The organism is Bradyrhizobium arachidis (assembly GCF_015291705.1).
Taxonomy (GTDB): Bacteria; Pseudomonadota; Alphaproteobacteria; order Rhizobiales; family Xanthobacteraceae; genus Bradyrhizobium; species Bradyrhizobium arachidis.
This window is the reverse complement of sequence record NZ_CP030050.1, coordinates 2,890,081-2,915,872: the sequence shown is the minus strand read 5'-3', so window position 1 is coordinate 2,915,872 and position 25,792 is coordinate 2,890,081. Positions and strand designations below refer to the sequence as shown.

The 25,792-nt window shown below is 59.4% G+C and carries 17 protein-coding genes and 2 pseudogenes; 7 read left to right on the top strand and 12 right to left on the bottom strand.

The window, feature by feature from the left end; all coding sequences use genetic code 11:
• Positions 1 to 335 precede the first annotated feature (335 nt).
• The 6 genes and pseudogenes from WN72_RS13485 to WN72_RS13460 all read left to right on the top strand — a co-directional run.
• Positions 336 to 562: pseudogene (locus WN72_RS13485) on the top strand (alpha/beta fold hydrolase); the annotation flags it as partial.
• 356 nt (positions 563 to 918) lie between these two features.
• Positions 919 to 1,191, top strand: a complete 273-nt coding sequence (locus WN72_RS13480) for a hypothetical protein (RefSeq protein WP_092214388.1) — start codon at positions 919 to 921, stop codon at positions 1,189 to 1,191.
• Between the two features lie 233 nt (positions 1,192 to 1,424).
• Positions 1,425 to 2,354, top strand: coding sequence for a DUF4357 domain-containing protein (locus WN72_RS13475; RefSeq protein WP_092214386.1), 930 nt, complete (start codon positions 1,425 to 1,427; stop codon positions 2,352 to 2,354).
• A 10-nt stretch (positions 2,355 to 2,364) separates the two neighbouring features.
• Positions 2,365 to 2,955 carry a hypothetical protein gene (locus WN72_RS13470; protein WP_143130567.1) on the top strand — a complete coding sequence of 197 codons (591 nt, stop codon included), beginning with the start codon at positions 2,365 to 2,367 and terminating at the stop codon, positions 2,953 to 2,955.
• Positions 2,952 to 4,625 (top strand): AAA family ATPase, encoded by a 1,674-nt coding sequence (locus WN72_RS13465; protein ID WP_194483024.1) that lies wholly within the window; start codon positions 2,952 to 2,954, stop codon positions 4,623 to 4,625. Before WN72_RS13470 ends, WN72_RS13465 begins: the two co-directional genes overlap by 4 nt.
• A gap of 14 nt (positions 4,626 to 4,639) precedes the next feature.
• Positions 4,640 to 5,626 carry a 3'-5' exonuclease gene (locus WN72_RS13460; RefSeq protein WP_092214381.1) on the top strand — a complete coding sequence of 329 codons (987 nt, stop codon included), beginning with the start codon at positions 4,640 to 4,642 and terminating at the stop codon, positions 5,624 to 5,626.
• Positions 5,627 to 5,856: 230 nt separating this feature from the next.
• Here the strand turns inward: WN72_RS13460 and WN72_RS13455 are convergent, their stop codons facing one another.
• The 6 genes from WN72_RS13455 to WN72_RS13430 form a co-directional block, all read right to left on the bottom strand.
• Positions 5,857 to 6,567 (bottom strand): hypothetical protein, encoded by a 711-nt coding sequence (locus WN72_RS13455; protein WP_092214379.1) that lies wholly within the window; start codon positions 6,565 to 6,567, stop codon positions 5,857 to 5,859.
• Positions 6,568 to 6,750: 183 nt separating this feature from the next.
• Positions 6,751 to 8,379 carry an IS66 family transposase gene (gene tnpC / locus WN72_RS13450; RefSeq protein WP_194482923.1) on the bottom strand — a complete coding sequence of 543 codons (1,629 nt, stop codon included), beginning with the start codon at positions 8,377 to 8,379 and terminating at the stop codon, positions 6,751 to 6,753.
• Between the two features lie 70 nt (positions 8,380 to 8,449).
• Positions 8,450 to 8,797, bottom strand: a complete 348-nt coding sequence (gene tnpB, locus WN72_RS13445; protein WP_080134400.1) for an IS66 family insertion sequence element accessory protein TnpB — start codon at positions 8,795 to 8,797, stop codon at positions 8,450 to 8,452.
• Positions 8,794 to 9,198 (bottom strand): IS66-like element accessory protein TnpA, encoded by a 405-nt coding sequence (gene tnpA / locus WN72_RS13440; RefSeq protein WP_080134401.1) that lies wholly within the window; start codon positions 9,196 to 9,198, stop codon positions 8,794 to 8,796. The genes tnpB and tnpA overlap by 4 nt, the downstream gene beginning before the upstream one ends.
• Before the next feature lie 921 nt (positions 9,199 to 10,119).
• Positions 10,120 to 16,341 (bottom strand): HTH domain-containing protein, encoded by a 6,222-nt coding sequence (locus WN72_RS13435; protein WP_143130735.1) that lies wholly within the window; start codon positions 16,339 to 16,341, stop codon positions 10,120 to 10,122.
• Positions 16,342 to 16,924: 583 nt separating this feature from the next.
• Positions 16,925 to 18,925, bottom strand: coding sequence for a DUF6538 domain-containing protein (locus WN72_RS13430; RefSeq protein WP_092218093.1), 2,001 nt, complete (start codon positions 18,923 to 18,925; stop codon positions 16,925 to 16,927).
• Positions 18,926 to 19,519: 594 nt separating this feature from the next.
• Here WN72_RS13430 and WN72_RS13425 point away from each other — a divergent pair.
• A pseudogene (locus WN72_RS13425) lies at positions 19,520 to 19,768 on the top strand (LpxL/LpxP family acyltransferase); the annotation flags it as partial.
• On the opposite strand, the gene WN72_RS13420 reads toward WN72_RS13425, so the two are convergent.
• The 6 genes from WN72_RS13420 to WN72_RS13400 all read right to left on the bottom strand — a co-directional run bounded on the left by WN72_RS13420 (position 19,748) and on the right by WN72_RS13400 (position 25,668).
• Positions 19,748 to 21,364 (bottom strand): B12-binding domain-containing radical SAM protein, encoded by a 1,617-nt coding sequence (locus WN72_RS13420; protein ID WP_092218092.1) that lies wholly within the window; start codon positions 21,362 to 21,364, stop codon positions 19,748 to 19,750. The pseudogene WN72_RS13425 and the gene WN72_RS13420 overlap by 21 nt on opposite strands.
• Before the next feature lie 210 nt (positions 21,365 to 21,574).
• The gene (locus WN72_RS13415; protein WP_141262951.1) at positions 21,575 to 22,246 is read right to left on the bottom strand and encodes a Rap1a/Tai family immunity protein; all 672 of its coding nucleotides are present in this window, start codon (positions 22,244 to 22,246) and stop codon (positions 21,575 to 21,577) included.
• A gap of 415 nt (positions 22,247 to 22,661) precedes the next feature.
• Positions 22,662 to 23,351 (bottom strand): hypothetical protein, encoded by a 690-nt coding sequence (locus WN72_RS13410; protein WP_051378027.1) that lies wholly within the window; start codon positions 23,349 to 23,351, stop codon positions 22,662 to 22,664.
• A gap of 88 nt (positions 23,352 to 23,439) precedes the next feature.
• Positions 23,440 to 23,637: a hypothetical protein gene (locus tag WN72_RS46910; RefSeq protein ID WP_084334208.1), complete on the bottom strand. Its 198-nt coding sequence runs from the start codon at positions 23,635 to 23,637 to the stop codon at positions 23,440 to 23,442.
• Positions 23,638 to 23,845: 208 nt separating this feature from the next.
• Positions 23,846 to 24,430 carry a protein-S-isoprenylcysteine O-methyltransferase gene (locus tag WN72_RS13405; protein WP_027558326.1) on the bottom strand — a complete coding sequence of 195 codons (585 nt, stop codon included), beginning with the start codon at positions 24,428 to 24,430 and terminating at the stop codon, positions 23,846 to 23,848.
• A gap of 5 nt (positions 24,431 to 24,435) precedes the next feature.
• Positions 24,436 to 25,668 (bottom strand): hypothetical protein, encoded by a 1,233-nt coding sequence (locus WN72_RS13400; protein ID WP_143130734.1) that lies wholly within the window; start codon positions 25,666 to 25,668, stop codon positions 24,436 to 24,438.
• Between the last annotated feature and the right edge of the window lie 124 nt (positions 25,669 to 25,792).

Below are 25,792 nucleotides of genomic sequence, written 5' to 3'. Positions count from 1 at the left end.
GCGCAACCCCTGCCCGAAGCGCTAGAGAAAAAGAGCTGCATCAGCCGGACCAAGGTCAGAGGCAACTTCGCCGCTGGACTGACCGTGCTTGATCGCAACGGAAAGTAGATCCGTGATCCGTCTCATGCCCGCTCGAATTTCGGCAGTTAGGTCTTTGTCCGACGGGCGAAGCTCAATCGTTGTATTGGTCACCGGGCGGCGTCGAGGCCCGGACGCGGCGGACGTCTGCGGAATCGCCGGCACAATCAGACGATGGCCGGAAGAACCAAGAGAGCAACGGCAGACGACCAGATCACGGAAGCCACGAGCTGCTCGTAGCTTGTCGCCTTCAAGACTCCTTCTCCCAGACCGACTCTACCCGTGATCTCAAGAAGCTCAGCAACCCGTGCTAGTAATGTACGGTGACGATGACCAGATCGTTCCGTACCCGGATTCCTTGCCGTTGTCGGCAAAGCTGCTGAGGAACGGCGCGCTGAAAACGTACCAGGGCTTTCCGCGCGGCGCGCCAACGACCGACGCGGCCACGATCAACGCCGACCTCTTAGCCTTCTTCCGGAGCTAGGCTGAGGGCGACGTCCGAGAGAACGGAGGCGCCGACGCCATCATGAACCACGATCGAACCACATCTGTGGACGCCTCTAGCCTCTCTGCAGGTCGCCTACGTCGGCATCATCATCTTGCAACGACGTTTACCTCGGAAGGCCCCCTCGACAGCTCACAGGAATAAGGTCGTCTTAACCATAACTGTGGCGGGAGCGTTCGCGAAAGTTGCATCCTGAACGGCGCCACCCCATATCTGTAGTACCCTTCGCAATTGGTCGCGAGGGAGGCCTTCGCAATACGTACGAAGGCGGCCGCCGCCGGTGTTGGAAGCACCAAACGACGGCCTGACCACAACCGACTTCTGAGGAGTCAGCTATGGCTAAGAGCCAGTATAGCGCCGATTCGGCGTCCCCGCCCCAGTTCCCCTCGCCGTCTCACGACAACAAGGTGGGCACCTTCAAGATCGCCTACTTTCCGGCCCCGTACCTCAAGGACACCTTGTCCATGCCCACGCCCTTCGTGCTGGCGGGCATCTCCTACGTCGGCGAGAACGTCGATCTCCGGCGCCGGATTCCGGAGCATAACTCCATCCGTCGGAAGGCCGGCCACAGCGGCACCTACACCACTACTCCCTCTTCCATCGACTAGACCGGATCTCGAAGCCGACGTAGGCGGCGCGTCCTTGCGCGGCCCAGCGGACGGTCTGAGGTAACGGTCTCGCGCGAAAGCGAGCACGCATGCTGCGTGCTCGGCGCTCGCGCCGACCGAAGCCATGGCGGCGATGCTCACCGCCCGCAGCGCGGGCGAAGGCAACGCATCCGAGATCAAGTCCCTGCAACGTCGGCGTCGCGATCTCTCACCAAACAGGAGAGAGACCACCCATGACCGTGCTTTCCGACAACCCGACGCCGCTGGCTCGGACCATTACGATCTACCGCCCGGCGGGCGGCACCGAGGGCTACCGTGAGGTTCACGACAAGACCTCGTCCATCACCGTGTCGTGCTTCCCCTGGAAGACGGCGCGCGAGGTGCGGATGCAGCCGGTGCCTGCCTGCTACATCCTCGCCGATCACGGCTCCGTCTACATTGGCGAGACCAGTGACGTCCATAGCAGGCTGGCTGCCCATATCCGCGACAGCGACAAGAACTTCGCGCGTGAGGCCTATGTCGTCACGGGCGTCGGCAGCGAGGGGAAGCGACGGTTCAATTCGACCGCGGCCGTCTACTTCCAGTATCACCTGACCCATCTCGCCTTGCAGGCAAATCTGGTCGACGTGATTAAGGGCACCAACCCGCAGCTTCCGGAGGCTGATGAGCATGAGAGCGCCTCGCTCGACGTGTTCCTCCAGCAGAGCCAGTCGCTGCTCTTCGATGCGGGTTGCCGTGCGTTCAAGTCCAACTTCGCGAGCCAGCGCCGCTCTGGCTCCGCAACCGTCGACACGGCGGGCCCGGCCGGCACCATGGAGATCGACGTCATCGGTGTCGCTCCCATCAGCGGGCAGCTCGAACTCTCCTACACCGGCCTGTGGGCGCGTGGATATGAAAGCCAGCGGGGCTTTGTGGTCCTGGCCGGCTCGGAGGTCCGTACCGACATCAATCCGACCGCCTGGGATTGGATCGACGAGGACCGCAGCAAGCTGCGGGCCGCCGGAGCGCTGATGGCCATTCCGGGTCTTGCGGACCGGGAACGCCTCTGCGTGGCCGTGCAGTTCGACTCTGCGTCGTCGGCGGCCAAGGTCGTCACCGGCTCGCGCGATGCCTACCGGTGGGTCACGCCCCGCCTCTCGCAGCCGATGCTGAGCGTGGCGTAGGAGCAGTCAGATGGCAGACGTCACAGAGCAGCCGGAGTGCCAGCTCCGGCTCGAAACGGCCCCCAAGAACAGCAACATCGTGAACACCGGCCATGGCGAGCTTGTCCCAGCCAGCAATCCGGCTAGGTCAAGGAGTTCGGTCCGCTGGCCCTTCGTGGCCGACAACTACCCGCCGCTGGCGTGGTGGCGACGGTTGCCGCCGCAAGCGTTCGGCGACACCGAGCGCCTGCTGTTGGTCAGCACCATCAGGGGGATCGCCGTGCTCCGTGGTGGCGACGATCTCGTGGCCGCAATGCGCGGCGACGCCACCGCGGCGATCGACGCCGCCTTGGGGTTGATGCCGGTCGAGGAGATCACGACGCCCGTCGACATCACGATGACGGCGCTCATGTCCATCGCGCTGGAGGGCAACGCCGCGCCGGCGTTGGTGTTGGCGCAAATCATCGGCCTCACCGACGTCGGGCACCAGCATACGAGCGACCTCGCAGCCGCCTGGCTCGCCTTCGGCGAGCGGCACTCCGACGAGCCGGACAAGTTCGGTGAAGCAGGGGTCATCTTGCTGTCTGCGTTCGAACAGTACCTGAACAAGGGCGACGCATGAGCAAGAAGCCCAAATCGATCAAGACCACCGACGCCGCGGCGCCCTCCAAGACGGAGCCGAACGAGAGCGCTTCCATCGATGGTGTCGTGGACGACGTCATCGATCTGCCGATCGTCGACGACGGCATCATCCTGACCGGGGCCGCGGCCGACGCTACCGACCTCGACGAGAGGCTTAAGGACCTGCCCCGCATCTTGCGGGTTGCGCTCCTCATCAACCATGGGAACCGGGACGTGCATGATCGTCTCGTCGCCGACGTCGAGGCGCTGCATCCTGGCTTGCCCCTGACCGCAGTGTTCGCGACCACTGACGATCCAGCCACTGCGCTGGCCTTGGCCAAGGAGCTCGACCGGTATGCCGTCGCCGACGACGCTCCCGAACTTAGGCATATCGCCGACTGCGTCCGTTTGCTTAGCCTTCCGATGCAAAAGGATCTGGCCAGCTCTGGTGACTACCGGCGCGTCACGCAGACGTTGATGAACGCCCTCGGCCGGTTGCCGGACGACATCGATGTGAAGCTTGCCGCCGAAATCGAGAGCTTCTGCATCGGCTGGGCCATGATCCCTGCTCTGCGGCATCGTCTGGGTCGCTACCAGCGATCCGGTCTGGTTGCCGCAAACCATGCAAGCACCCTTGGCGATCACACCGCGCCCCACCGGGTTGCAGCCGCCGAGGAGGCCATGCGGGCCAGGCTGGAAGCGCGAGCTGCCAACCAAAGGGACGAAGATGCAGACGCCGACGATCAGTCAGCACCACAAGCGCCTGCCCCTCTCTCGTCGGCGTCTGGACAGCATCACCGCTTGATCGTGCAGCTGAACAAGACGGAGATGAAGAACGCCAGGCTCAAGGAGTTGCTCCCTCAGTTCGAGGGCATCGTCAACAAAGCCCTGCCCTTGGTCGCGCCGCCGCCTCTCGAAGAGGTCCGCAAGATTCTGCTGTTCGAGTTTCCTCACGCTCGGAACGTGATCGACAGCGTGCTCTCTGATCTCATTGGCCGACCGACCGTCCTTGTACGCCCAACCATAATCTGGGGGCAGCCCGGCGGAGGCAAGTCCCTGATCGCACGCCGTCTCGCTGAGTGTCTGTCGGTATCGTGCTGGCGCACGGACTCTTCCCGATCTGACGCGGCGTTCGGGGGGACCGACCGCCGCTGGAGTTCTGCCGAGCCTTGCCATCCTCTCCTCGCCATCGCTCGCGCCGGCCACGCCAATCCGATGGTGCTGCTGGATGAGCTGGAGAAGGCCGGCGGCACGGGCGGAGGCAATCGTATCGACGGCATCGGTCGGCTCTGGGATTGCTTGCTCGGGATGCTCGAGACTGAGACAAGCTTCCGCTACCCTGATCCATTCTTCCAAAAAAATGTCGACCTATCCCAAATCAGTTACTTGGCCACCGCCAATAGCGTGGCGGCTCTGCCCCGCCCTTTGCTCGACCGCTTCCGCGTCCTCGAGTTGGCCCTCCCATCTCGCGACCATCTCGATGCCTTGTTGCCGGCCGTCCTCGTTGACCTCGCCCGCGACCGCGGTCTCAACGCCAGCTGGATCGCCCCCCTCGACGGCGACGAGTACGCGGCCATTGCATCCGCCTGGGTCGGCGGCTCAGTCCGCAATCTGCGCCGGCTCGTCGAGGTCATCTTGCGCGATCGCGACGCCAGTGCGATCCGCAACTGATTGAGGACAGCGCCATGTACAAGCGATCAAGCACACCGTTCGGCCTGCCTTGGAAGCAACCGACGAATCCTCTAGTCAAGGTCACTCCCGCAGTGCCGGGCTCGCAGGAGGTTGCTCTGCCCACGGATGCCAATACAACCGAGACGATGGCGCGCGCACTCGAGGCCACCGGCAACTACAAGATCCTGCGCCGCCTGGTTCCACGGACTCCTGCGCCTCGGTCCGCGACCGACCGAATCGGATTGATCATCGACCTCGAAACGACGGGCCTCGACACCACGCGCAATGAGGTCATCGAGATTGCCGCCATCAAGTTCGGCTATGCCGACGACCGGATCACCTCCATCATCGACACCTTCCAGGCATTCCAACAGCCGTCAGCACCGATCGAGCCCGCCATCACCGCCCTGACCGGCATCACGGACGAGATGGTCGGAGGCCACCAAATCGATGGCGCAGCGCTCGAGCAATTCGTGGCGGACGCGCACATCGTGATTGCTCACAATGCCGCCTTCGACCGCAAAGTCGCCGAACGGCACTGGCCGCTCTTTGCGAACTGTCACTGGGCCTGCTCGGCGACCGGGATCGACTGGAAGGCTCATGGCCTCAGCGGCGCCCGCCTCGCCTACCTGCTTGCGGAATGTGGCCTGTTTCACGATGCGCATCGTGCACTGGATGACTGCCACGCAGTCCTTGAGATTTTGGCACTTGATCTTCCCGGCACCGAGCAGTCCGGGATGACTGCCCTGCTCGATCGCGCCCGGCGCCCGCAGCACCGCATCTGGGCTGACGGCGCACCGTTCGCGCTGAAAGACACTCTCAAGCAGCGTGGCTATCGATGGAATGACGGTACCGACGGCCGTCCCAAGTCCTGGTATGTGGACGTCGACGACACCGGCGTCGAACTCGATTTCCTTCGGAAGCAAATTTTTCAGAAGGACGACATGGGCATCGTGTGCCGGGCAATCACGTCGCTCGACCGGTTTTCAATCCGGATCTAGCAAGATTAATCTATTTCACGTCATTGGCCACCATGACGTGCCTCCACGAACGGCAACGCCAAGACTAGTCCAATGACTAGTCGTAGGACTAGTCATTGGACTAGTCGTAAGCCTAGTCGCATACCGTAGGGCGACTAGTCTCAGGACTAGTCTCTCGAACCCGAAAGTTCTGCATGCTGCCAGAGGGTGGTGTCGGTCGAATTGACCGGGCGCGACGACCATATTTTCGGCTAGTGCAGACCTCCCAGTGCCCAGCCCAGAAACCGGGCACGGAGACCCCCACGCTGGCGAACCTCGATGAACCTAAGAATTTCAGGAGAGCTGGTAGCGGCGACAGCTGCTTCCAGCAAGCCCCTGGCAGAGCCACCCTTGATCTCAGCGGAATACTTGACGAGGCAGTCCAGGACAGAGACGAGCTGTGGGTTGACATCCACCGAGCCCGCGATGTCGCCAAGCAGCGTGGGAAGCGCGGCATGGAGCGCGGTGGCCTTGTGCAGGTCGCCACGCTCGATCAGCGCGATGACGGACAGAGCATCTGCCTCCGAGGCAGAGAGCAGCTTGACCAGTTCAAGCATCGTTGGGCTCGAAACGACGGACAGAACGATCGAGCGAATATTCGCCGTGTCGTCCTTGTCGTCGCGGATCGCCTTGGCTACCGCATAGACGCTGTTCTTGGCATCCTCATCTTCGGGCACCTCGACAACATATTGCCCGATGTTCTTTGCCTTCTGCGCCGCCCGGTACGTCCGCTTGGCTTTGGTGGCCGGAGACGCTTCGGCATTTGCTGGTTTGGTCGGGACATAGGCATAGGTCCCCTTAAGGCCTAATTCCTCGACCTTTTTCTTGAATTCGGAGGGACTGCAGTCTTCCGGTCCCTGGCCATGATGGGGCGTCCCATGACCACTTCCTGTATCGGTGTCACCGTCGGCACGAACTGTCATCTTCAGGACCAGTCGCGCGACTGGTCTCCCTATGCTTGCCAGCGGACGCCAATCGTATCGCGCGGACACAGGTCCGCGCGTCGATTGGCGCCACGAAGGCGTCGTTTCAGAGGATTTTGATCGGTGCGCGAGGCAATCCCGAGAAGAAGGGTAAGCATCCGGTGAGGACCGCGTAGCGGTCACTCAGGCTGCTTGGTTGACTTGCTTATTTCGGTCGCGCCAATTCCAGGGCAAAAGTTCGTCGAGCCGTTGTACGGGATGTGCAGCGATGCGTGCCAGGACGTCGGCGAGCCAAGCTTGTGGATCCACGTCGTTCATTTTGGCTGTGACGATCAGGCTGTACATCATCGCGGCACGGTCGCCGCCGCGGTCGGAGCCACAGAACAGCCAAGACTTCCGCCCCAGGGCGATGCCGCGCAGGGCTCGCTCGGCGGCGTTGTTCGACAGGCAGATGCGGCCATCGTCGAGGAAGCGGGTAAACGCATCCCAGCGCTTGAGCATGTAGTCCATCGCCTTGGCAACGTCGTTGCGCCGGGAGAGCTTGGCGCGTTGTTCACGCATCCAGACTTTCAGATCGGCCATCAGCGGCGCGCTCAGCTCCTGGCGGACGGCCCGGCGCCGTTCGGGCGTCTCGCCGTTGATGCCTCGCTCGATCTCGAACAAGGCGTCGATCCGACGGACTGCTTCCAGTGCCAGAGGCGAGATCACCGCTGGCTTTTTGCCTTGTACCTTGCGGCGCGCATTCTCCGCCAGATCAGCCATCACGAAGAACGGTCGTCGGGCATGGACCCAACACGCCGCTTCCAGGATCGGACCTACGTTGCGGCTCGGGTCGTAAAGCTTGCCATAGCCGCCATAGGCATCGGCCTGGAAGATGCCGTTGTAGCCGGCCAGATGGGCCTGGGGATGCTCGCCCGCGCGATCGCGCGAGTAATAAAACACTGCTCCCGGCGGGGCCTGCCCGCCAAAAGGCTTGTCGTCGCGTACATAGACCCAGATGCGGCCGGTGTCGGTCTTGCCTTTGGCCAGGACCGGCACCGTCGTGTCATCCCCGTGCAATCGCTCGGCACTCAGCACATGGGCCTCGAGGCGCCGGAACAAGGGCGTCAGCGCAACAGTGCAGCCACCAACCTGGTCGGCGAGGGTCGACAGGCTGATCGGCACGCCTTCCTTGCCATAGCGTTCGGCCTGACGGTTCAGCGGCTGGTGCTGGCCGAACTTCTCGAACAGCACCATCGCCAGTAAGCTGGGGCCGGCCCAACCACGGTCGATGACGTGGAACGGCGCCGGGGACTGGCTGATCTTCTCGCAATCACGGCAGCTGAACTTCTCCCGGACGTGCTGGATCACCTTCCAGGACTTCGGGATCACCTCCAGCGTCTCGGTGATGTCCTCCCCGAGCTTGGACAACCTCGCTCCGCCGCAGCAGGCGCACGCCACAGGTCCCGGCACGAGCACCCGCTCGCGAGGCAGATGGTCCGGGAACGGCTGGCGCGACGGCCTCTTGCGCGTGAACGAGGCCACCTTCGTCGTCTTGGCCGCGGCCATTTCGGCAGCGAGTTCGTCCTCAGTCGCTGAGGCCTCGAGCTCCTCCAGCGTCAGTTCGAGCTGATCCAGCAGCCTTGCGGTACGCTCCGAGCGAGGGCCATAACGATCACGGTTCAGCTTTTCGATCTGCAGCTTCAGGTGAGCGATCAGAGCATGGTCGTCGGACTGCTGGGCGCGAACGCTGGCGAGTTCGGCGCGCGTCGCCAGCAACGCCGCTTGCAGCGCCTCAATGTCTTCCGGCAGCTTCTGGGGACCGTCACCCATGCACCGATGGAATCACAAAAGCGACGATTTGGCGTGCGCTTTTTGCAATCTCACGGGACTATTGCGCAACCTATCCTGCGCTCTGCGGCCGCCAGCTGTGTTGGGGATTGCGCCAGTCGATCGCCTCCAGCAAATAGCCCATCTGAGCTGCGGTCAGCGATACCACGCCATCCACCGTCGCCGGCCAGATGAAGCGGCCACGGTCCAGTCGCTTGGCGTAGAGCGACAGCCCGATCCCGTCGTGCCAAAGGGCTTTGATCAGGGTGCCAGCACGACCACGGAACACAAAGACGTCGCCGGCAAAAGGATCCCGCCCCAGCCCCTCCTGCACCAGCAATGCCAGACCCTGCATGCCTTTGCGCATGTCAGTGTGACCGGTTGCGATCCAGATCCTCGCCCCTGCCGCGATCGGGATCATCGCCGCTCCAGCAGATCCAATACGCGAGACAACGCGGTCATATCAACGCCGGCGTCCACGATCACCCGACAGGCCTTGCCGACGACAATCTCCATGCGTCCGCTCGCTGGCCCCGCTAAAGTTACTGGCGGCGCCGGCGGTTGGTCCGGCATCACCATCGCTGGCACAAACGCTGGCTGAGGTTGTTCAGTATTGCTCGTCCGCGTCCCAAACGATCGTCGCCAAGTCAACAGGAGCGAGCGCGAGATGCCGTATCGTCGTGCTGTCGACGAGACCGCGCGCGGGGCCTGCAAACTCTCCAGAACGATCTTGAGTTTCTCATCATCGGTCCAGCGACGGCGACGGCCAGTCTCGACAACCTCGAACCGTTCAATCTGAGCACTGAACTTATTGCTGTCCATAAGGGCTGTTACACAGCACTGGTATTAACCCGACAAGGCGGCCCTCACCGGAGGGAGACGAAGAAGGCTAAGTCATCGATGGAGAAGCCTTCACCGCCTTCGCCACAGAGTGGTCTCGGGTACGGAGGTCCGGCAGCCTCTCCACAGGCTGCACTGCCGCCCTCAGGAGCGGCGGACAGGTCAAAAATAAGCTGTGGCGATCGAGACACAAGCTTCACGAGGAAACATCGTTAAATCCCGTTAACCCGCACTAAGCAGCCCGGGGCTTGCCGCACTACTCGATCGTGCACGCCGCCCTCAGCATCGCACCTGGGCTGATGGTCCGCCGTCCGGCAGAAAAAAGCAGCAACGTGGATGGCGACCGCACAGATGATCGACCGAAAGCTACATATGCAGACGCCGATGCTACGACGCCGATAGGCTAACTCCGAAAGAAAATTTGCTGGAAGACCCGGACATCGCATGGCGCACGATAACACCGCTCGATCGGATTGTTCATGTGGCAATTCTGGCATCTCAATACCTGCGCGATGCGATAGAGCAAACCAGCCAAAATCGCCCGCCGCGCCATTAGGGCGAAACCTGGTTCCGTTGATTGAAGCGAAGAACGAGGTGGTAGAGTGGACGTCCGTCACCAATCTGTGCGGCTGATAAGGCCTGCGATCAAACCTTATCGGTCCGCCAACTGGCCCAATCTTTCCCATTTCCGTGTCTGTCGCCAACTAACCCTGCTCGCGACCACACATTCCATTCTGCAGCCCGGCTCCGTTTGTGCGCTTGCCTGCTTCGCCGCTTCGCCTGCCGCTGCCTCTCAGGACACTGGAACTGCGCGCACAATCGGCGGAGGTGTCCGGGACCATTCGCCAGCGTGAGAGGACCGGACTGGATGAAGCAGCACTGCGCTCTTGAGCGCCGATTGCTTCACGCTGCGAACGAACTACCTGCGAGCAGCATCATCGCCCGACCCAAGACCGCTACCATCTTGGGATCGCGCTCGCACAGAGCCTCCATGACGGTTCGGACATCGAGGGCCTCGCTCTCTGATGTGGCATAAGCGAATCTCGCCGCCACTTTGCCGATCTCGTGATAATAGGCTGTGAGATCTTCGTGGGCGGCGCACGCCCTCATGGCGCACAACATCAGTGGAAGTATCTGCTTGGACTTAGACTCGTTTGTCACCAAGCGCAGGCATCGCGTGATGACCGCGTCCGCGAGGGTCGCACTTCTCGTCGTGGTGGCGACGTAAGCGCAGCACGTGAGGATCAATCGAGCGGACTTAGGCGAGGCGAGCTCTTCGTTCGACCCCTCTAACAGCCGCATCATCTCATCAATATGGCTGGCATCGATCCCGCCCGCGTACGCGATAATCAAAAGACCCGGGGCTTGCTTGAACGAATCGCGCTTCTTGAGTTGTTCTTGAACGGCTTGGATGTCGGCGTCTCTGCGTTGGATCGAAGAAGGCTGCCGAAATCCGTCGAGCGGACCAGGGAAAATCGCTGACAATTTTGGATCGAGTTGGTTGAGCGCGCTTTCGATAAGGCCTGTCCAAGAGGCAGGCGCCTTTCGTTTGCCGAACCGGCCAAACGCTCTAAGGCATCGGCCAACAATCGTGGCCCTGATCGAGTCTGCTCCAATCCAGTCCGAATCCCAGCGAGGCTCTTCTCGTAGATCGGGGACGGCATGCCATGTGTAGGCACCACTAAATGCCTCTACGGCCCACTCCAAGAACTTCGTTGTATCTTTGATATTAGACAGGGCATTCGTGAGCACACCGGCGTGAGCAAGCGCAGCCATGCGAAACCAGTAGAGAGGTGCGTTAAGCTCGTTTGCTAGAGATCTCAACCGCGTGCTGGTTATGACAGCGCAGGCCGAGAACATCTCACATCGCTGGTGAAGCCAAGTGGGGTCTTTGAAGAGCCTGTCCAAGAAGCGTCGCCCCATGGCCAATGCGGCCTTGTCGCCGGCGCGATATCTCTCCACGCAGATTTCAAAACCGAACAGCAGAGAAAATGGGTCAAATGCGCCAAGCAGCACCTCAGTCTGGGCCAGGGATATGCGGGGCATCTCGCTCAAAGGCATTATGTCGTCCGAGAGACTTCCAAAGGCGAGCCGGCGCAGCCCGGTATCTCCTTTGCCCAACATGAAGCTACGGAATGATGCATGCTGGTTTCGTGCATGCTCGGACAGAGTGCCACCGCTGGGGATCGGTCCGACTAGGCGCTCAAAGTAAAGCCGGTCACGTGGGACCATATTGTCGCCGTTTAAGTTCTGTGGCTTCGCGAGTGATGCAGCGAAGGCCTCAGGCGTCTCCCTGGTGGCTGCCGTCAACTTAACGAACTCGTCCTCTTTGAGTGGACCAGTTCTTAGGGCTTTCTGCCAGATCTTCTCCTCATCGCGCAGCAAAGGATGGTTCTTAAGCATGTTCGCCAAAGTGGCAGATCGCTTCCGCGGAGACGTACTGAGAACGCTCCCCTCGGAAAACCTCATATTGAGGCCGTCAAGGACTATTACCAGTACGCCGGCACGGTCGACGGATGTCTTGACTGTCGTGCGTGATCCGTCTGCGAGGTTCAATTGCGCGGAACGTTTCCCAGCCAATGCATTCCTTATGCATTTGATAAAGCTCGTCAGCTCCACTTCTTTGATGCCGTTTAACGTCAATGCGGTCCTCAGTGGAATGCCCACCGCAGCTGCAAATCCGTCAACTTCGAGGAGGTCTTGCTTAGTCTCTGGATGAGCAGCCAAAACCAGTCTTCTGACCACCGCCCGCCTGACATCGATCGGGTAGGCGTCCTTCATTTCAACAAGATCTCTTAGGAACTTAGCGATGAATTCGATCGATGAGCGATACAGGGCGGGCTGCGCTGAACGGCAGTGCTTCAGCAATCGCTGCTCTACCCAAACACCGTAGCGCTGTTCCATCTCGACTCTTGAGAACGGGCTCGTTACGAGCATCGCCAAGTGGCTTATTGCCATCTGAGTTGCTGCGTTCCATGTTCGCTCGTCCGCAGGCTGGCGTACCCATGCGAGAGGATTTGGAAGGAGAGCCAAAAGCCAGTCCGCACGGGCAACCGTCCCTACAGGAAGTCGGCGGTCACTCCAGATTTGACGAAGAACTTGGAAGATCACTTGGCGGGAGTGATTGAACCACGGGACTTCCGTGTCGACAAATGCCTGATTTTCATAAGCGATCGTAAGGCTGCGGCGTATGGCGGTAAGCTCAGGCGTCTCCACGAGATGCTCGGTCTCGATCTCCGCCCTGTTTAGCTCGCGCTTCAGCTCCTCGGGGTCGAATGGTACGGGGTGATAACCGGCGGCCCGCAGCCGATGATGGTGTTCGTAGATCTGCGGCTCCGACAGCTGTCCTCGGCTGTTGAGTGCGCGGATCAAGTCAAGGGTTGTGACGCACGGCACGGCCCGCGTTCCGTCGGACCAGCGCCCCTCATGAATCAGATAGCGGTCATCGCAGACGACGGCGTCGATCTCCGACAGGTCTGACATAATGTCGACTGAAGGGAGTTTCTCTCCAAAATTCTGTTCCTCGTCACGGGTTGCTGCCCTGGGCACCTGCCGCCGAGCTGTGAAGCCCAGACCTGAGCGCGATTCGATGGATGTGTTGAGGGCCGCGCGGATACGCTCCACGGTAGATAGAAGGTCCGCAGAGGTTTCGGAGCCGTGGATCACTGCATCGCAGTGACTTTCAACCTCCTCGCGAACGAACACATTCTTGATCTCCTGGGTGAGCGCGTCGAGTAGGCCGACGTGGTGAAGGTATACGACCGAGAGCTGGTCTAGGTACAAAACGGATCGCTTAGTCACTCGCTTTGACTTAAATGGCCAGCCCTGGTCGACGTGTGCCAGATAGACCTTCGCCCCTTCCGCGACAGAGTGCGTTACTTTCCCTTTGAGAAAGCGCAAGACCTCCAGAGTATCGGTGATGCAATCGGAAAAGGCGCTCATATCGACCTTTTCTTCGAGGAGCGACCGAAGCTTGAAGACCAGTGCGCTGCGCACGACAATGGCCTTGTTCTCCCGCGCGGTGTTTAGCAATTGATGCAGGTCTGGATCGATTTCGAGGGACGCGCTCTCTGCGACGCTTATCTGCTTTGATTTGAGAACCTTGAGCCGGTTCTTCGCAATTAGGTCCTTGATATACCGAGCTTTGGCGACCTCAGACGGCTGACGGAAGCGAATGAACTGCCTGTCGATGAAAAGAGAGCTTAGGGTAGATGGCGCAATGCGGACCTGATCGAATGCGCCGATCACCTTTCCGAGCAAGCCCAAATAGTCGAGTGTGTAGAGCGCCGTGATGTCGAGCGCGACAGTGCGTAGGCCGGCGAGGTCGTTGGGGCCTCTTGCGCCGGAGAAAGCGAGTATGGGAAATTGCTGTTTTGGATTTGTTGTCCGTTGATTTCGCTTTGCGACGCCAGCATACAGCTCGATGGGCTGGCGGTTGACGGCGCGCGCTGCCACATTGAGCGGAATCTGCGCTTGAGCTAGGAGGTCGTTGGCGTTCTCAACTCTCTCGTTCCATCCGGGCGTTCGGTTGACAATCTCCTGAAGCTTAACGTGTTGAATTGGGCCGGTTGGTCCTGAAAGCTCAACGGCCTTTTGAAACCATTCGTGCGCGCGCGATTCTTGGTATTCCTCGCCCCGGTCGACGGACAGTTGATATGCGGCAAGGTAAGGTTCGGGTTTATCCGGCGCGGCAGCTATCGCTGCATCCCTAAACTGATCCACGTAGGGGCTGCCACATTCAAAAGCCAAGCGCGCGAGCCTTACGAGCGAAGCGGGATCAAGCTGCTCGATGCGGGATACCTCGCGCGCGACGATCGACTGGATATGCCCCCAATCCCCGGTCTCCATAGCCGTGTTGACATCCAGCTCTCGATCGTTCGACTCATGACGCTTGCCGACGAGCTCGCGAGCGATAGTGCGCGCTTCTAGTACCCGACCGAGATAAAAAAGTGCCCATCCTTTGACCGAAGAGAATTCATCCTTTATCGCGTGAAGCTCCGGATATTGATCGGATAGCTCGATGATCTCTTTGTATTGCCGCTCAGCGTAAAAGGCTTTCTGAGCGAGTTCATAGTCTTCCTCCCGCTTATCCTCTTTGACAAGGAGGGGCGCATATTTAGTGAGTTCTGCGAAATTCTTGTCCCGGTACAGGCTAAGCACTAGCAGTCGAAGGTGCGTAAGCTCTTTGTCGGTCTCATACAGGTTGCGAATGCGTTCGGTCTCGTTGCCTTCTTCAACGGAGGCAATCAGCGTTTCTATGGTGGTTGCCGCTTGCTCGTTAAGAACTGTCTTGCGATGCTCTTTAACTCGTGTCTTGGCATCTTCGAACCGGCCGATGCGAGTTAGCGCTTCAGCTTCAATGTGAGCGAGGATCTCAAGGGAGAGATCTTGACGTGAGAATACTTCAGCATGATGCTTGTCGAAGTATTCGGCCAGTTTTTTGACGTCTTGGCTGAACCAAGCCAGCAGAAACAAGGTGTACTGGTCATCGGCGGTGGCTTGACCAAGCTCGTGCTTTGCAGTCAGGGAACGCTGGAGTGCATCGCGATTAAAGGGGATTTTATAGGCTAGGGCCAATCGTACCCTGCGCAGCGTCTTGTCAGGGTCTTTGATCTCTTCCTCAATCTGCCGCTTTGCATCCTGGGCGGTGGACAGATCTTCGAGGCGCAGCCACAAGAGTTGCTCGTCGAGGTAGGGGCTGTAGAGCGTTAAATTTAGCGATTTTATGCTTGATCGCGCAGCTTCAAGCTCTGCGCGTGCCTTAGCGATGTTCGTTTGCGTTTGAGGGATGCTCGCAAACTGTAGCATCCGCGGGTTGATAGGTAGGCCTTGGAACAGCACACCTCGCTGGTCGCTAGGAAGTACGGCGGCGAGCAACAGATTTGCTCGAATAGTTCTGAGCGCCGGAAAGTCCTCTAGCCAGTCGGTTGATAGGGCTTCGGCCTCGGCAAGCGCCGTTTGATGATCGCCCACCTCAGCGCGGCGCAAGAGCAGATTGATTGAGCCTGCGGCTCCAACATCGCGAATGCTGTAACCTTCTTGATGCATCCATGTGAGCGCTTCTGCCGCGCCTTGGCGGCGAGCGATCACATTGAAGCGTGCGGCGCGTGCCTCAGGTCGGTTGAGTTTACTCAACCGCTTTAGGGCTTCGTCACTATTGCCTTCGGCGTCCGGCAACAAGGCGTCATAAAGCGATGTGTCGCCTACGCTGAGCTTTATTGCCTCGGCATGGAAACGCTTCGCGTTGTCGATGGTCTCAGGTGCTAGATTTGCCCTTGCTGCACGCTCTAGTGCTTCTGCGCGGAGGGCAATCGGGGCCGCTACGAGATTCCCAGCCGTAACGCGGGCCGCTATCTCGCCAAACTCCTGCGGGATCTTGGCTTCACCAAACCCGCGTCTCTTATTTACGCGTTCTAGCTCGGCCTTAAGTTGACTCTCCGCGAAATCCGGCGGTAGGGCGTAAGCTTGAACAGATGTTTGCCGCTGAATTTGGTCTGCAATACCTTGAACCTGAGCGGCGGTCGGTTGGTCCCTTTGAGTCTGGGCTACGTTACTGAGTTGTGTTTGGAATGATTGGAGCGAGGGGCTCCATCCGGGATCGAATGCCTGTCGAGCGTTGGGATATTCGTCAATCAGCTCTTCGAGTGTTCCCCAGCCCCAGACCTCAATGCGGATGTTCCTGTTCTTCTTGGCCTGATCAAGCGTTAGTTTCTGAGCCAGCTGATCGAGCGCCGTGTCGTTCTTGGCCGTTGTAATGATGATGTATTCTTTTAGCTTCGGCGAATACTTGAGAGCCTTCCTAACCTCCGCGCGGACTTCATCTGCAGTCAGAGTGCTGGTCGGCGCTTTTTTCTTGCACTGAATGCCAACGATCTTGCTGACCTTCTCATCGCGGTAGCCAATCAGGTCCACACCAAATTGTTCCTGGCCTTCGCGCCCGAGGCGCTTCACCGAGGGGTCCTTTAAGATTTCACGGAATAAGACAACCGCTTTGCGCTCAAAGTCTGCGTGATTCTTTGGGATAGGAATGTGGGTCGGCGTAGTTCCTGCCATGATTTGCCAGACTTCCTTGACCGCATCCTCAATCGAATTTTTTCGTGAATCGGCGCGGAAGGCCGGGCTCAAACCACGGCAGGCCTGCGGCCCGCGGATCTTCCTACCACTTCGGCTTACGCCCACCGCTCATCCGGCGTTGTGGTCTGGACTGTTCCCTCACCTTGCGTTGTCCGCTGTACGTACTGCGCGTCTAGTATCTTCAACTTGTCCCTAGCGGGGGCCTTGCTCGAGATAGCCAGCTAAAATTTTCCCGACTTTCAGGTGTCCCCAAGGCGTTCGATGGCTCAAATCCCCTGCTATACAACTGACAATATCGGCAAACGGACTTTACCCTCAAGGTCGCCGAAATGCGATTGCACAACAATTCGACTAAGGGCGAGCGATAAGGAGGAGCACCTTAGCGCAACAGGCGAGCCGCTACCCGCTCGCAAGAGTAGCCCCTTCGGACTCTAAGAGCGGACCTTCGCCCGTGGAGCGGATTGAAAACTGGTTGCGGGGATGGATTCGATCCCCTACTCCCCTGACAAGCTATCGCGATCTCGCATTGCTCAGGTGCTGGGACTGGTAAGCTTTTGTTAGAAGGCTCATCAGCGCGCGACGATGACTGCTGCCCTTGCCAGCGGGGGGGGGCGGCGTTCAAAGCACGCTCTCATCAGACGCTTCCGCCAATCGTCTCAGACCTGCGTTTTGCACGGGACGGCTGCGAGAACGGCGCTACCTCCTTGTTCTCGACCCACGGGATGAGAGTGATAGCATGCGGTTTGAGATGGCCGGTGATTACTTCGAGCTTCAAGATGAATTCGAACAACGTGTCGAGTTCATGCGGTTCGCAGTAGCGCTCGCTGGTTTCGCTGTCGCCGCCGTGCCCGAGGAGATCCGCCCGGTCCTCCTTCGAGAGCAGCTTCTTTTTCAACTGCGCGCCGAAGAGGTGACGCACGGCGTGGGCGCCCAGCCCTTCTTCGGTGATCTTGGCCGCCGTGAGGATCGGCTTGAACAGCTTGTAGAAGCGATTGCCCAGCGGTGACCGGGTGCTGGGAGAGTAGAGGTCGGGGAAGAGCAGCTTGTAGCCGAGCGCCTTGATCTTGCCGACGTAGTCGAGGAAGCCCAACCTGATCAGCTCCGGATGGAGCGGGATATTGCGCTTGGACTGTGCGTTCTTGATGCGCCGCTGCTCATTGGCCGCAATGTGAATGTACGGCCTGCAGCCGTCGCGATCGAAAATGATGTCGTCCACCATCGCGCCGCAAAGCTCCTCCCGCCTCGCGCCCATGTAGTAGATGAGGATCGGGACAAAATAGAGTGCGCAGTGGATGATCCGTGCGGCGCCCTCCTCGCCCCACTTCCCGAGATCGTCCCAACCGGCGGAATTGATGAACGGCGGGGTCTGAAAAATCGCCTTGGCGCTGTCGATGGGCAACTTCGCCCTCTCGTCGCGGGCACGCTTGTTCTTGCCGCGGCTCTTTGCGCGCAACTTCGTCAGGTTGATCGCCTCCAGGCTCTTTGAACCCCGAGCAATCGCGTAATCGAAGATCTGGCCAATGAAGGTCCAATGCCGATTGAGGGTGTCGCCCCCAATACCCCGCTTGCTCCGTTCGACCGACCGCCCCTTCTCGCGGAGTTCTTCGATCGTGAGCCTCTCGTCCCGTACCGATTTGCCGTAGTGTTTGTAGATTTCGAGACGGAGGAAATCGGCGAACTTGCCGACCTCGGTCTGGCTCACGAGATTGAGATCGTGAATGTGCTGATCCTGAACCATGAACTTGATGAACAGGTTCGAGATGCTCTTGGCCTGCCGCTGCGTCTTCTCGTCCCAATGACCGTCGGCAGCGTTCTGCTGGATGACGCCATCCGCAAATCGCGAAAAGTCGGCCATGGGGACGAATTGCAGGATCGTAGCAACGCCATCTGTCTTCGGTGGATCGTTTGGACGATCCACCGCAGGAACGGCTGCCGCGACAATCGGCTTCGGTGGATCGTTCATCGCAAGCAGCAGGCGATCCACCAGTCCCTCGTCTTCGACTCGCGCCCCTCCGTACCGGCGCCCGGACTCTGCCAGCGCAAGCCTCATTCCGCGGAAGTACGTCCCCTGCGCCACGTCCATGTTCATGGCGGTCGGCACGGCCTGCACGCCTTCGATCATTTGCCGAAGGACGTGGTACTTGGTCGGCACCATGTCGTTGGCCCGAAGCATGGTCAGATGGCGCTTCACAGCCTCGATGTCCGCCTCCGAGAGACTATCGGCGATCATCCGGTCGCGATCCTCAGGACGCACGGCAGCGCCATGTCCTTGGGCATCCAGCAGCGTGTAGGTCCACAAGGCCCGCCGGTCGTCCGACCGCGCCTGGTCGACGTCAAAGCCGGGCGCGTTCTTGGCAGCGAACGCCACCCGATCGAGCTTGGCTACCTGCTTCTCGACGACGGCATGAAGCATTGTCTCAATTTGAGACCGCGACAGCCGATCGGCACCATCAGCAAGCATGGCAACATCATCCAAGAACAGGTTGACCTGGGTAGCCAGGCGACAAGCCGCTGCGCGGTTCGTCGTTTTTAGGCTCATGGAAAGATGCGGGCGGCCGAGCACGCTGGCAAGCGCCCGAGGGGTACGGCGGCGCCAATAGTAGACGGCTTGGCGGCGAAAGATGTGGAAAGCCATTGCGAGCGACACCCTGTGCAGCAGTGATGTGTCGCAGAGCTGTGCAGCAGCTCCCCAGCCAGGCCGGTTTCGTCAGCAATTTCAGGGAAAACGGAGCGTCTGGCTGGGGCGGGAGGGATCGAACCTCCGAATGGCGGAATCAAAATCCGATTGATTATTCAACGATTCCAAATCGCGTTTGGAAAAAACGGTCGAAAGGACCTGTAACAAATCCAATAGCTTAGATGCCGTTTCCAAATGAAAACACGCCCGCTGAGCTGCGGCTTGAACGGTCGATGTGAGCGGCACGAGCCTCCCAGTCTAGAGCCCAAGCAGGTTCAAATCCTGGCGCAGCCACCGACACCGCCGTCCGGTTCGGGTCGCGATCTGACTGAGGGCCCTCCCCGCGTCCCGAACGCAGTGAGTTGAGGGCCTCGCTTTCCGGGGATCTCGGGCTCGGTCCTCCCTGGAGCATTCCATCGGACCGCACGGCCACTTCGGAGTAAGGCGAGCGGCAACCCGCGCAGCCCGCGGGGTTGCTGATGGAGGCCATCACCGCGCGAGACAGCAATCGCGGTGAAACGACCCAAGCATATCGTTCCTCAGCTCCCGTGCAGGACCAGGGCCAATCCGATGCTTGCCCGGCTGCTGCGGCAGATTGAGTGCCCGATTCATGGCGTGCGCATTGTCGGTCTGCCCGGACAGCGCTTTCGTGGCCAACTGTCTGAAGAAGTGAAGCCGGTCCGCGATGCCGGAGGACAAATCGACATTCAGGGAACGATGCAGGCGGTCGCATCGGTCATCGAGGGCTGGATCCGCGAATATCCCGATCAGTGGCTGTGGCTACACCGTCGCTGGAGGTAGCACTTGACTGACTGCGGTAGCCCTTGGTGGAGGTACATCCTCCAACTCGGCAATGCGGCGGTCAATCTCGCCGATCACGCGTTCCGAGAACGGCCCGAGGTGCATGTACAACGCCATCAGCATCACGATGTAACGCAGCGCGCCCGGATTGGTCTTGGCGACTTCGACAAAGGTCTTCCAGAACGGCTCGCGAACTTTCGGCAGAGCCCGCATGATCTTGTGTAGGCTGTCGATGCCGCCAAGCCTCTTGCGCACATCGCCATCCGGCAGATCGCGGCGCCGGTCGGATCGGTCGAGCATGGCTGCGAGGCGGGACAGCCGTCCCGCATATGCCGCTGGACTGTAGACGTGCCCGAGCACTGCTTTGTAATCGGAAAGGATGTCACGAAGTGGACGCTTGGTATCGAAATTGCACCCGAGCGTGCACTGATCGCCCGCCTGCTCGACGTTCATAAGGTCATGGCCCTGGTGCAAGCGGCCTTCCATGGCCAACCGCCGTGTGAGCTGCGTGCCGGGCAGCGCATAAAGAAGCCCAACGATGGAGACTGGAATGCTCGCCTCCTCGATGAGGTCGGCCATCGCCTGTCCTATCGAGGCCTTTTCATTGTCGAACCCGACGATGAAACCAGCGGTGACGAACATGCCGTAGCCGTAAATCTTGTGAATGCACTCGGCGATGTTGCGCCTGGTGTTCTGCTTCTTCTTCATCTGCACCAGCGTCTCGGGATCCGGGCTCTCGATGCCGACGAAGATCGCGAAGAAGTTCGCATCCTTCATTGCCTGCAACAGCTCGCTGTCGTCCGCGATGTTGATCGAGGCTTCGGTTGAGAACTCGAATGGATAGTCGTGGTCTTCCAGCCAGGCTTTGAGCCGCGGCATCAAGGTGCGGAGGTTCTTCTTGTTGCCGATGAAATTATCGTCGACGAAATCGACATGCCCGCGATAACCGTGATCGTAGAGCGCCTGCAACTCTGCGAGAATCTGATCGTTGGTCTTGGTACGCGGCACGCGACCATACAGCTCGATAATATCGCAGAACTCGCAGGTGAACGGGCAGCCACGCGAATACTGCAAGCCGATGTATAGATAGTGATCGAAGTTGAGAAGATCGTAGCGAGGCATCGGACTCAGCGTGACATCTATCTTGAATTTCTCGGCGATGAACACGCCCTTGCGTTGGCCGCTTTCCCAGGCGGCGATGAACTGCTCGATGACATGCTCGGCCTCGCCGATCACCTGAAAATCCGCGTCCGCGTAAAGATGCGGGCTGGAGGAGACGTCCGGCCCACCGACACATACTGGCTTGCCGCGCAGGTGGGCGAGATCGATCAGGTAGATGGCGTCCGGCTGCTGGTTGAGCATACCGCCGATCATCACAAGATCGGCCCAATCGAGGTCCGCATCTGTCAACGCTTCAGTATTGCGGTTGACGAGCCGGATGTCCCAATGCTTCGGCAACATAGCGGCGACGGTGATCAGGCCGAGTGGCGCCGTGGGATACTTCGCGCCGACGAGTTCGCAGGCCTCCGCATAGTTCCAAAACGAATTCGGAACGAACTTCGGATAGATCATCAGGACGCGGCATGCGATTGTCATGCTGTTCCAGCCCGGGCGTTGATGGCACAATGCCCCGCTGTTTATCGGGGCTCAAGGCTTCGCTCGTCGATAAGGCGTTGAGTACTAGTTGTGGAGGTGGGCACTACGGTTCAGTTCGCGCACCTCGGCGGTAGTGCATTGCGAATCAATCAGGCCGGACGCGAACATCGCGGACCGTAAGGCTAGCATCAGTATCCGCAGATACGCGTTCTATTTGGATTTTTTTGGGGCACGCTTTTTCGGTCCAGTTCCGGCATCGTCCCCACGGCAGGGCCAAGCATCCCTGAATGCTTCAATAGCGACGGTGATCCCCGGTTCATTCACTCGATCCGGATTGCTATCAAGATACTGCAGAAAAACCTTCGCACTTTGCAAAGGGCTGCCTTGCGCGGGGGGGCATGCACGGACGTCAGCGGGCAGATTTGGTGAAAAGAGCATCGCGGTTTCGATCATCCCCTCACATACGCCTGCGGACCGAGCTTCGTCCTGATTGCGAGGCGAATTCTTGACAAGCAGCTCGCAAGACTTTTGCGCGTCGGTTCCCTTATCGACAACCGTGGCATTGGCCTTCCCGATGATCGCTAGGATAAGGCCGGCAACAATCATATGGACCCGCATCCACGTCCCCCGAATACCGGCGCGATAGCTTGCAGGCATTGAGTATGCCGCAATAGAGTGGCCGCCCGCGCCGTTCCGGCGGCTCAGACGGCTTAGCTCAAAAAAAGCGCCTGATCCATCGCGCTCGAATACGAGCGACGTGAACTCAGCTCTTCCATTTCCACAAAGCTGAAAGAGCGCTTGTCGACTTGATAACGCGCAGCTTTCCGCGCCGTGACCGCCGCAAAGGCCGGCTACACCGCGATCATGATCGCGGATCGACATAGGCGGCGACAAGCGTGCTGATGGTAGAGATCTCGATTCAGCGCGATGTTCGCGACGCGCACTGGTCGATTGATGTTGATGCTCTGCCTCGACGCAGAACCATCGCCTAAGCAGTAGTCTTCGTCTGCGACGACAAGTTCTGCGAACCCTCCTCGACTACGCCAAGGAAGACTTCGACCTCGGAACGGTTTCCAACGAGAGCTTAGCAATGTCAAAGCGGAGGTGGACCTGCCTCGCAGCGCAGCGCGACGGGCGTTCCCATGATCTCCTCGGCCTATTCATCAACCAAGCGAGGCAGCCCAAGAATGTCGGTCGTACCGAACCGCATCCTCAAAGAACAAGCTCGCTTGAATGTCTTGAAGACCTCACACCCATCCTGGCGCGCGGAAAACTGGATGAACTCAATCCGAGGATTCTAGCCTCGACCGGGTTCAAGCTGCACCGTCTTTCGCCCCCCGTTCAGCTCTCTGAGTTTGTTGACGTATTCCTCAGGCTTTAGCAGATGAAACGGAGCGTTGAGGCCCATGAACGTCGCTATGCGGCCGATAAAGGCGGTGCAGTTTGCCGTCGCTGCATTCCAGAGCGGCGAAGTCTCCTGCTGGCGCTTGATATAAGCAAAGACCTTCTTGGCGTCCGCCTCAGACAAATAGACGCGATAGCTGGCCGTTAGATATTGCTCGTCAAGATCACCGTAGGTCGCACCCGTCTCAGAAGGGACAAACACGATGTGTCCCAGGATATAGGGCACCTCGTCGCCGGCCGGAGCCAGACCAGCGACCTCGACCTGCTTTTCGCCTGTCTTTCCGTACCAGACGAAGGCATGACCGTACGTTGCCGCCGTGCGGGCACGAAAATCAACGTAATAGGGACCCGTGGCAGCAGCTCTTCGAGCTGGCTTTACATCGGATATCGCCGGCGTAGCAGCAGCCATGGTCGCTGCATGCTTCGTCGCCGAACTGGGGAGAGCGTCCCGTTGCTGCTGGTCGGTACGCGCCACGAGTGGTTGCGCGCTACTGATCCCGGCCCCCAAGCCCACAAAGGCCGCGAGCATGGCGGCCTTTGCAAGAAGCGCTAGACCCGGATGTTTCCGAATCACTCCTGCCATCTTCGAATCCTCTTGGATCCAAGATCCGATGCCATAGGTAGTCTACTACCCCAAATGAACGCCGCTGGCGTCCGAATGGATAGTCAGATCAACCCTTGGTCACCAACGGAGCCGGGGCAGCGACCGGGTATTTGCCCACGGGGCTCTTACCCACGGGATACTTGCCGATCGGAGCTTTGCCAACCGGCGCCGCGGCGGCAACCGGCTGAGGCCGTGGCAGGTCCGCAGCAGCTGCGGTTCCCACGAAGGCCAACGAAGCGATTCCAAGTACAACGAATTTCAGCATCGGTTCTCACCATTTGTTCGGAAGCGAGTGGAATTCACCTGACACGCATAGAAATAACCTGACACTCGCCACAGCACTAACGAATAGACCGGGGAACGCGCGGTTCCGACAGCTTTTTCTACCGTATGTTGCGGAAATGGCACGCAAATTGAGGTGTGTCCGGTTCCAATTCACTCTCGTGGGCACAACAGACCCGCCGGAACCTACCTCAGAGTATCCACGGGAAGACCCGACCGGTCCGCGCCATATACTCGCGATAGCTGTCGCCAAACGTCTGCAACATCATTCGCTCTTCCCTTGCGACGCGGCCAAAGAACAAGATCCCGAAGCCGGCAATGCCTGCAAAACCGGCGATCCAATTCGGCAGCAGCAATGCCTGGGCGATAGCCCACAGCCAAAATGCCGAATACATCGGGTGTCGAACTCTCCGGTAAATCCCTTCCGTCACAAGTTCGTGGTTCTCCCGCACGTCGAGACTTATCGACCAATTCCGGCCGAGTGCACGATGTGTCAGGTGAAACACGCCTAAAGCCGCGATCGCAACGAAAGACCCCAGCCAAGCCAACCAGGGATAAAAGCTGTGATCTGCGAAACGAGGCATTCCTGTCGCTACGTAGACAAGCGGCACAAGTCCAAGTCCCGAAAGAGATATGAGCAGGAGCGCAGTTTCCAGGGGGCCGCGAGCGCTCCACACAACCCTCGCACGGCGGGAACGCCGCGCGTACTTATAGCGGATGAGGTACCAGCCGATCGCCAACGCAACGAAGATGACTTTTGAAATGGTGGGCGTCATTTAAATCAGGCTGCCGCGCCCGGACTCCCCAGCAGTTCGCTTTCCGACGCCGGCGCGCCCGCAACAAGGCCTCCGTCGTCAGCGATCATCGACACAGCGCCATCCGGGGCGAGCGTCTGGGATTTGGCTGAAATAGGTCCGCATGTGAGCATGAAGTAGTCGTACGATGTTCGCCTGTCATTACCACTGACGAACTGGCAGTGCACGCGGAAGAAATTGAAGCGGATGCGTTGATACACGTCGTCGTTAAGCATTCGACTAATCTTCACGACCCTGACGGTCGCCTCGTTTTCTGTCGACAAGCCCATTTCGGCCATCGGCCGGCATTTGTAAAAATTCAACACGTCGGTGAGGGCCTGATAGTCGCCCCAGAAGATCGCGCGGGAATTGGCGACGCGCTCCACCGTCCTGCGAAAGCGTACTGCCTTCGGGTGCAGCCCGATCTTGAGTATGGATGATCCAACGCTCAAGAATGTGACGGGACTCTTTTTCCGACCGAGCGCAGGGTCCAGCTTCAAGGCGCGATCAAGTAGATCAACCGCTAGTACGGCGCCAAGGCTGTGCCCTACGACCAAAATTTCGTCTGCGGCGGAGTTGCTCGCCGCAACCACGAGCTCGGCGGCCAACCTGTCCAGCCTTTGCTCTATTTCCGAATTACCGAATCGAATGTACTCGCAAGAGAAAATCCAATCGTCGAACAAGGCGCCCAGGTGGAGCCAGTGCCACGGGCCCGCCAAAACGGCTACGATTCCGCAGAGGCCGCCACCGGCAGCGATAGGAATGGATCCGGTGACCTTGAATGCAACCACGCCAATCAAGAAGGCGGCCGCGATGAGCAATCCGAACGTGACAAATGGATAGAGAAAGAACAGTGCGTAGCGCCAGTTGGTCAGCAAGTACCGCCAAAGAGTGCCGGCCAAAACGAAATCCAGAAACGCAAGAATCCCGACGGAAATGCGTGAGCCAATGCTTCGGCGCCCGAAGGTCTCAATTACGTCGTGCCATCGGACCACACGGTAATCGGTTTCGACGAGCCAATCGGGGCCAGTTGTCGTCACATTCCATCGTATCTGGTCGGCGGTATCATGCGAACCGTCAACGGCCGCTTTCACCGACCAGGTACGTTGGAACCTGGATATTTCGCGCACAAAGCGTCGTTGCGCGCTGGCATGCGACGTGATTGGATCATAACCGCCGATATGGAATACCAACCGTTTCGCTACAGGCTTGCCGGACATTGTCTTATTCCCGGACTCATGCGTGCTGCTCGCTCCCCACGCGCCAATCGACCTGCAATCAAAACCAGACGTTTGAAGCCAAGGGTTGTCAAGAGAGAATCGACCAGTTATTGGGGAACATGGG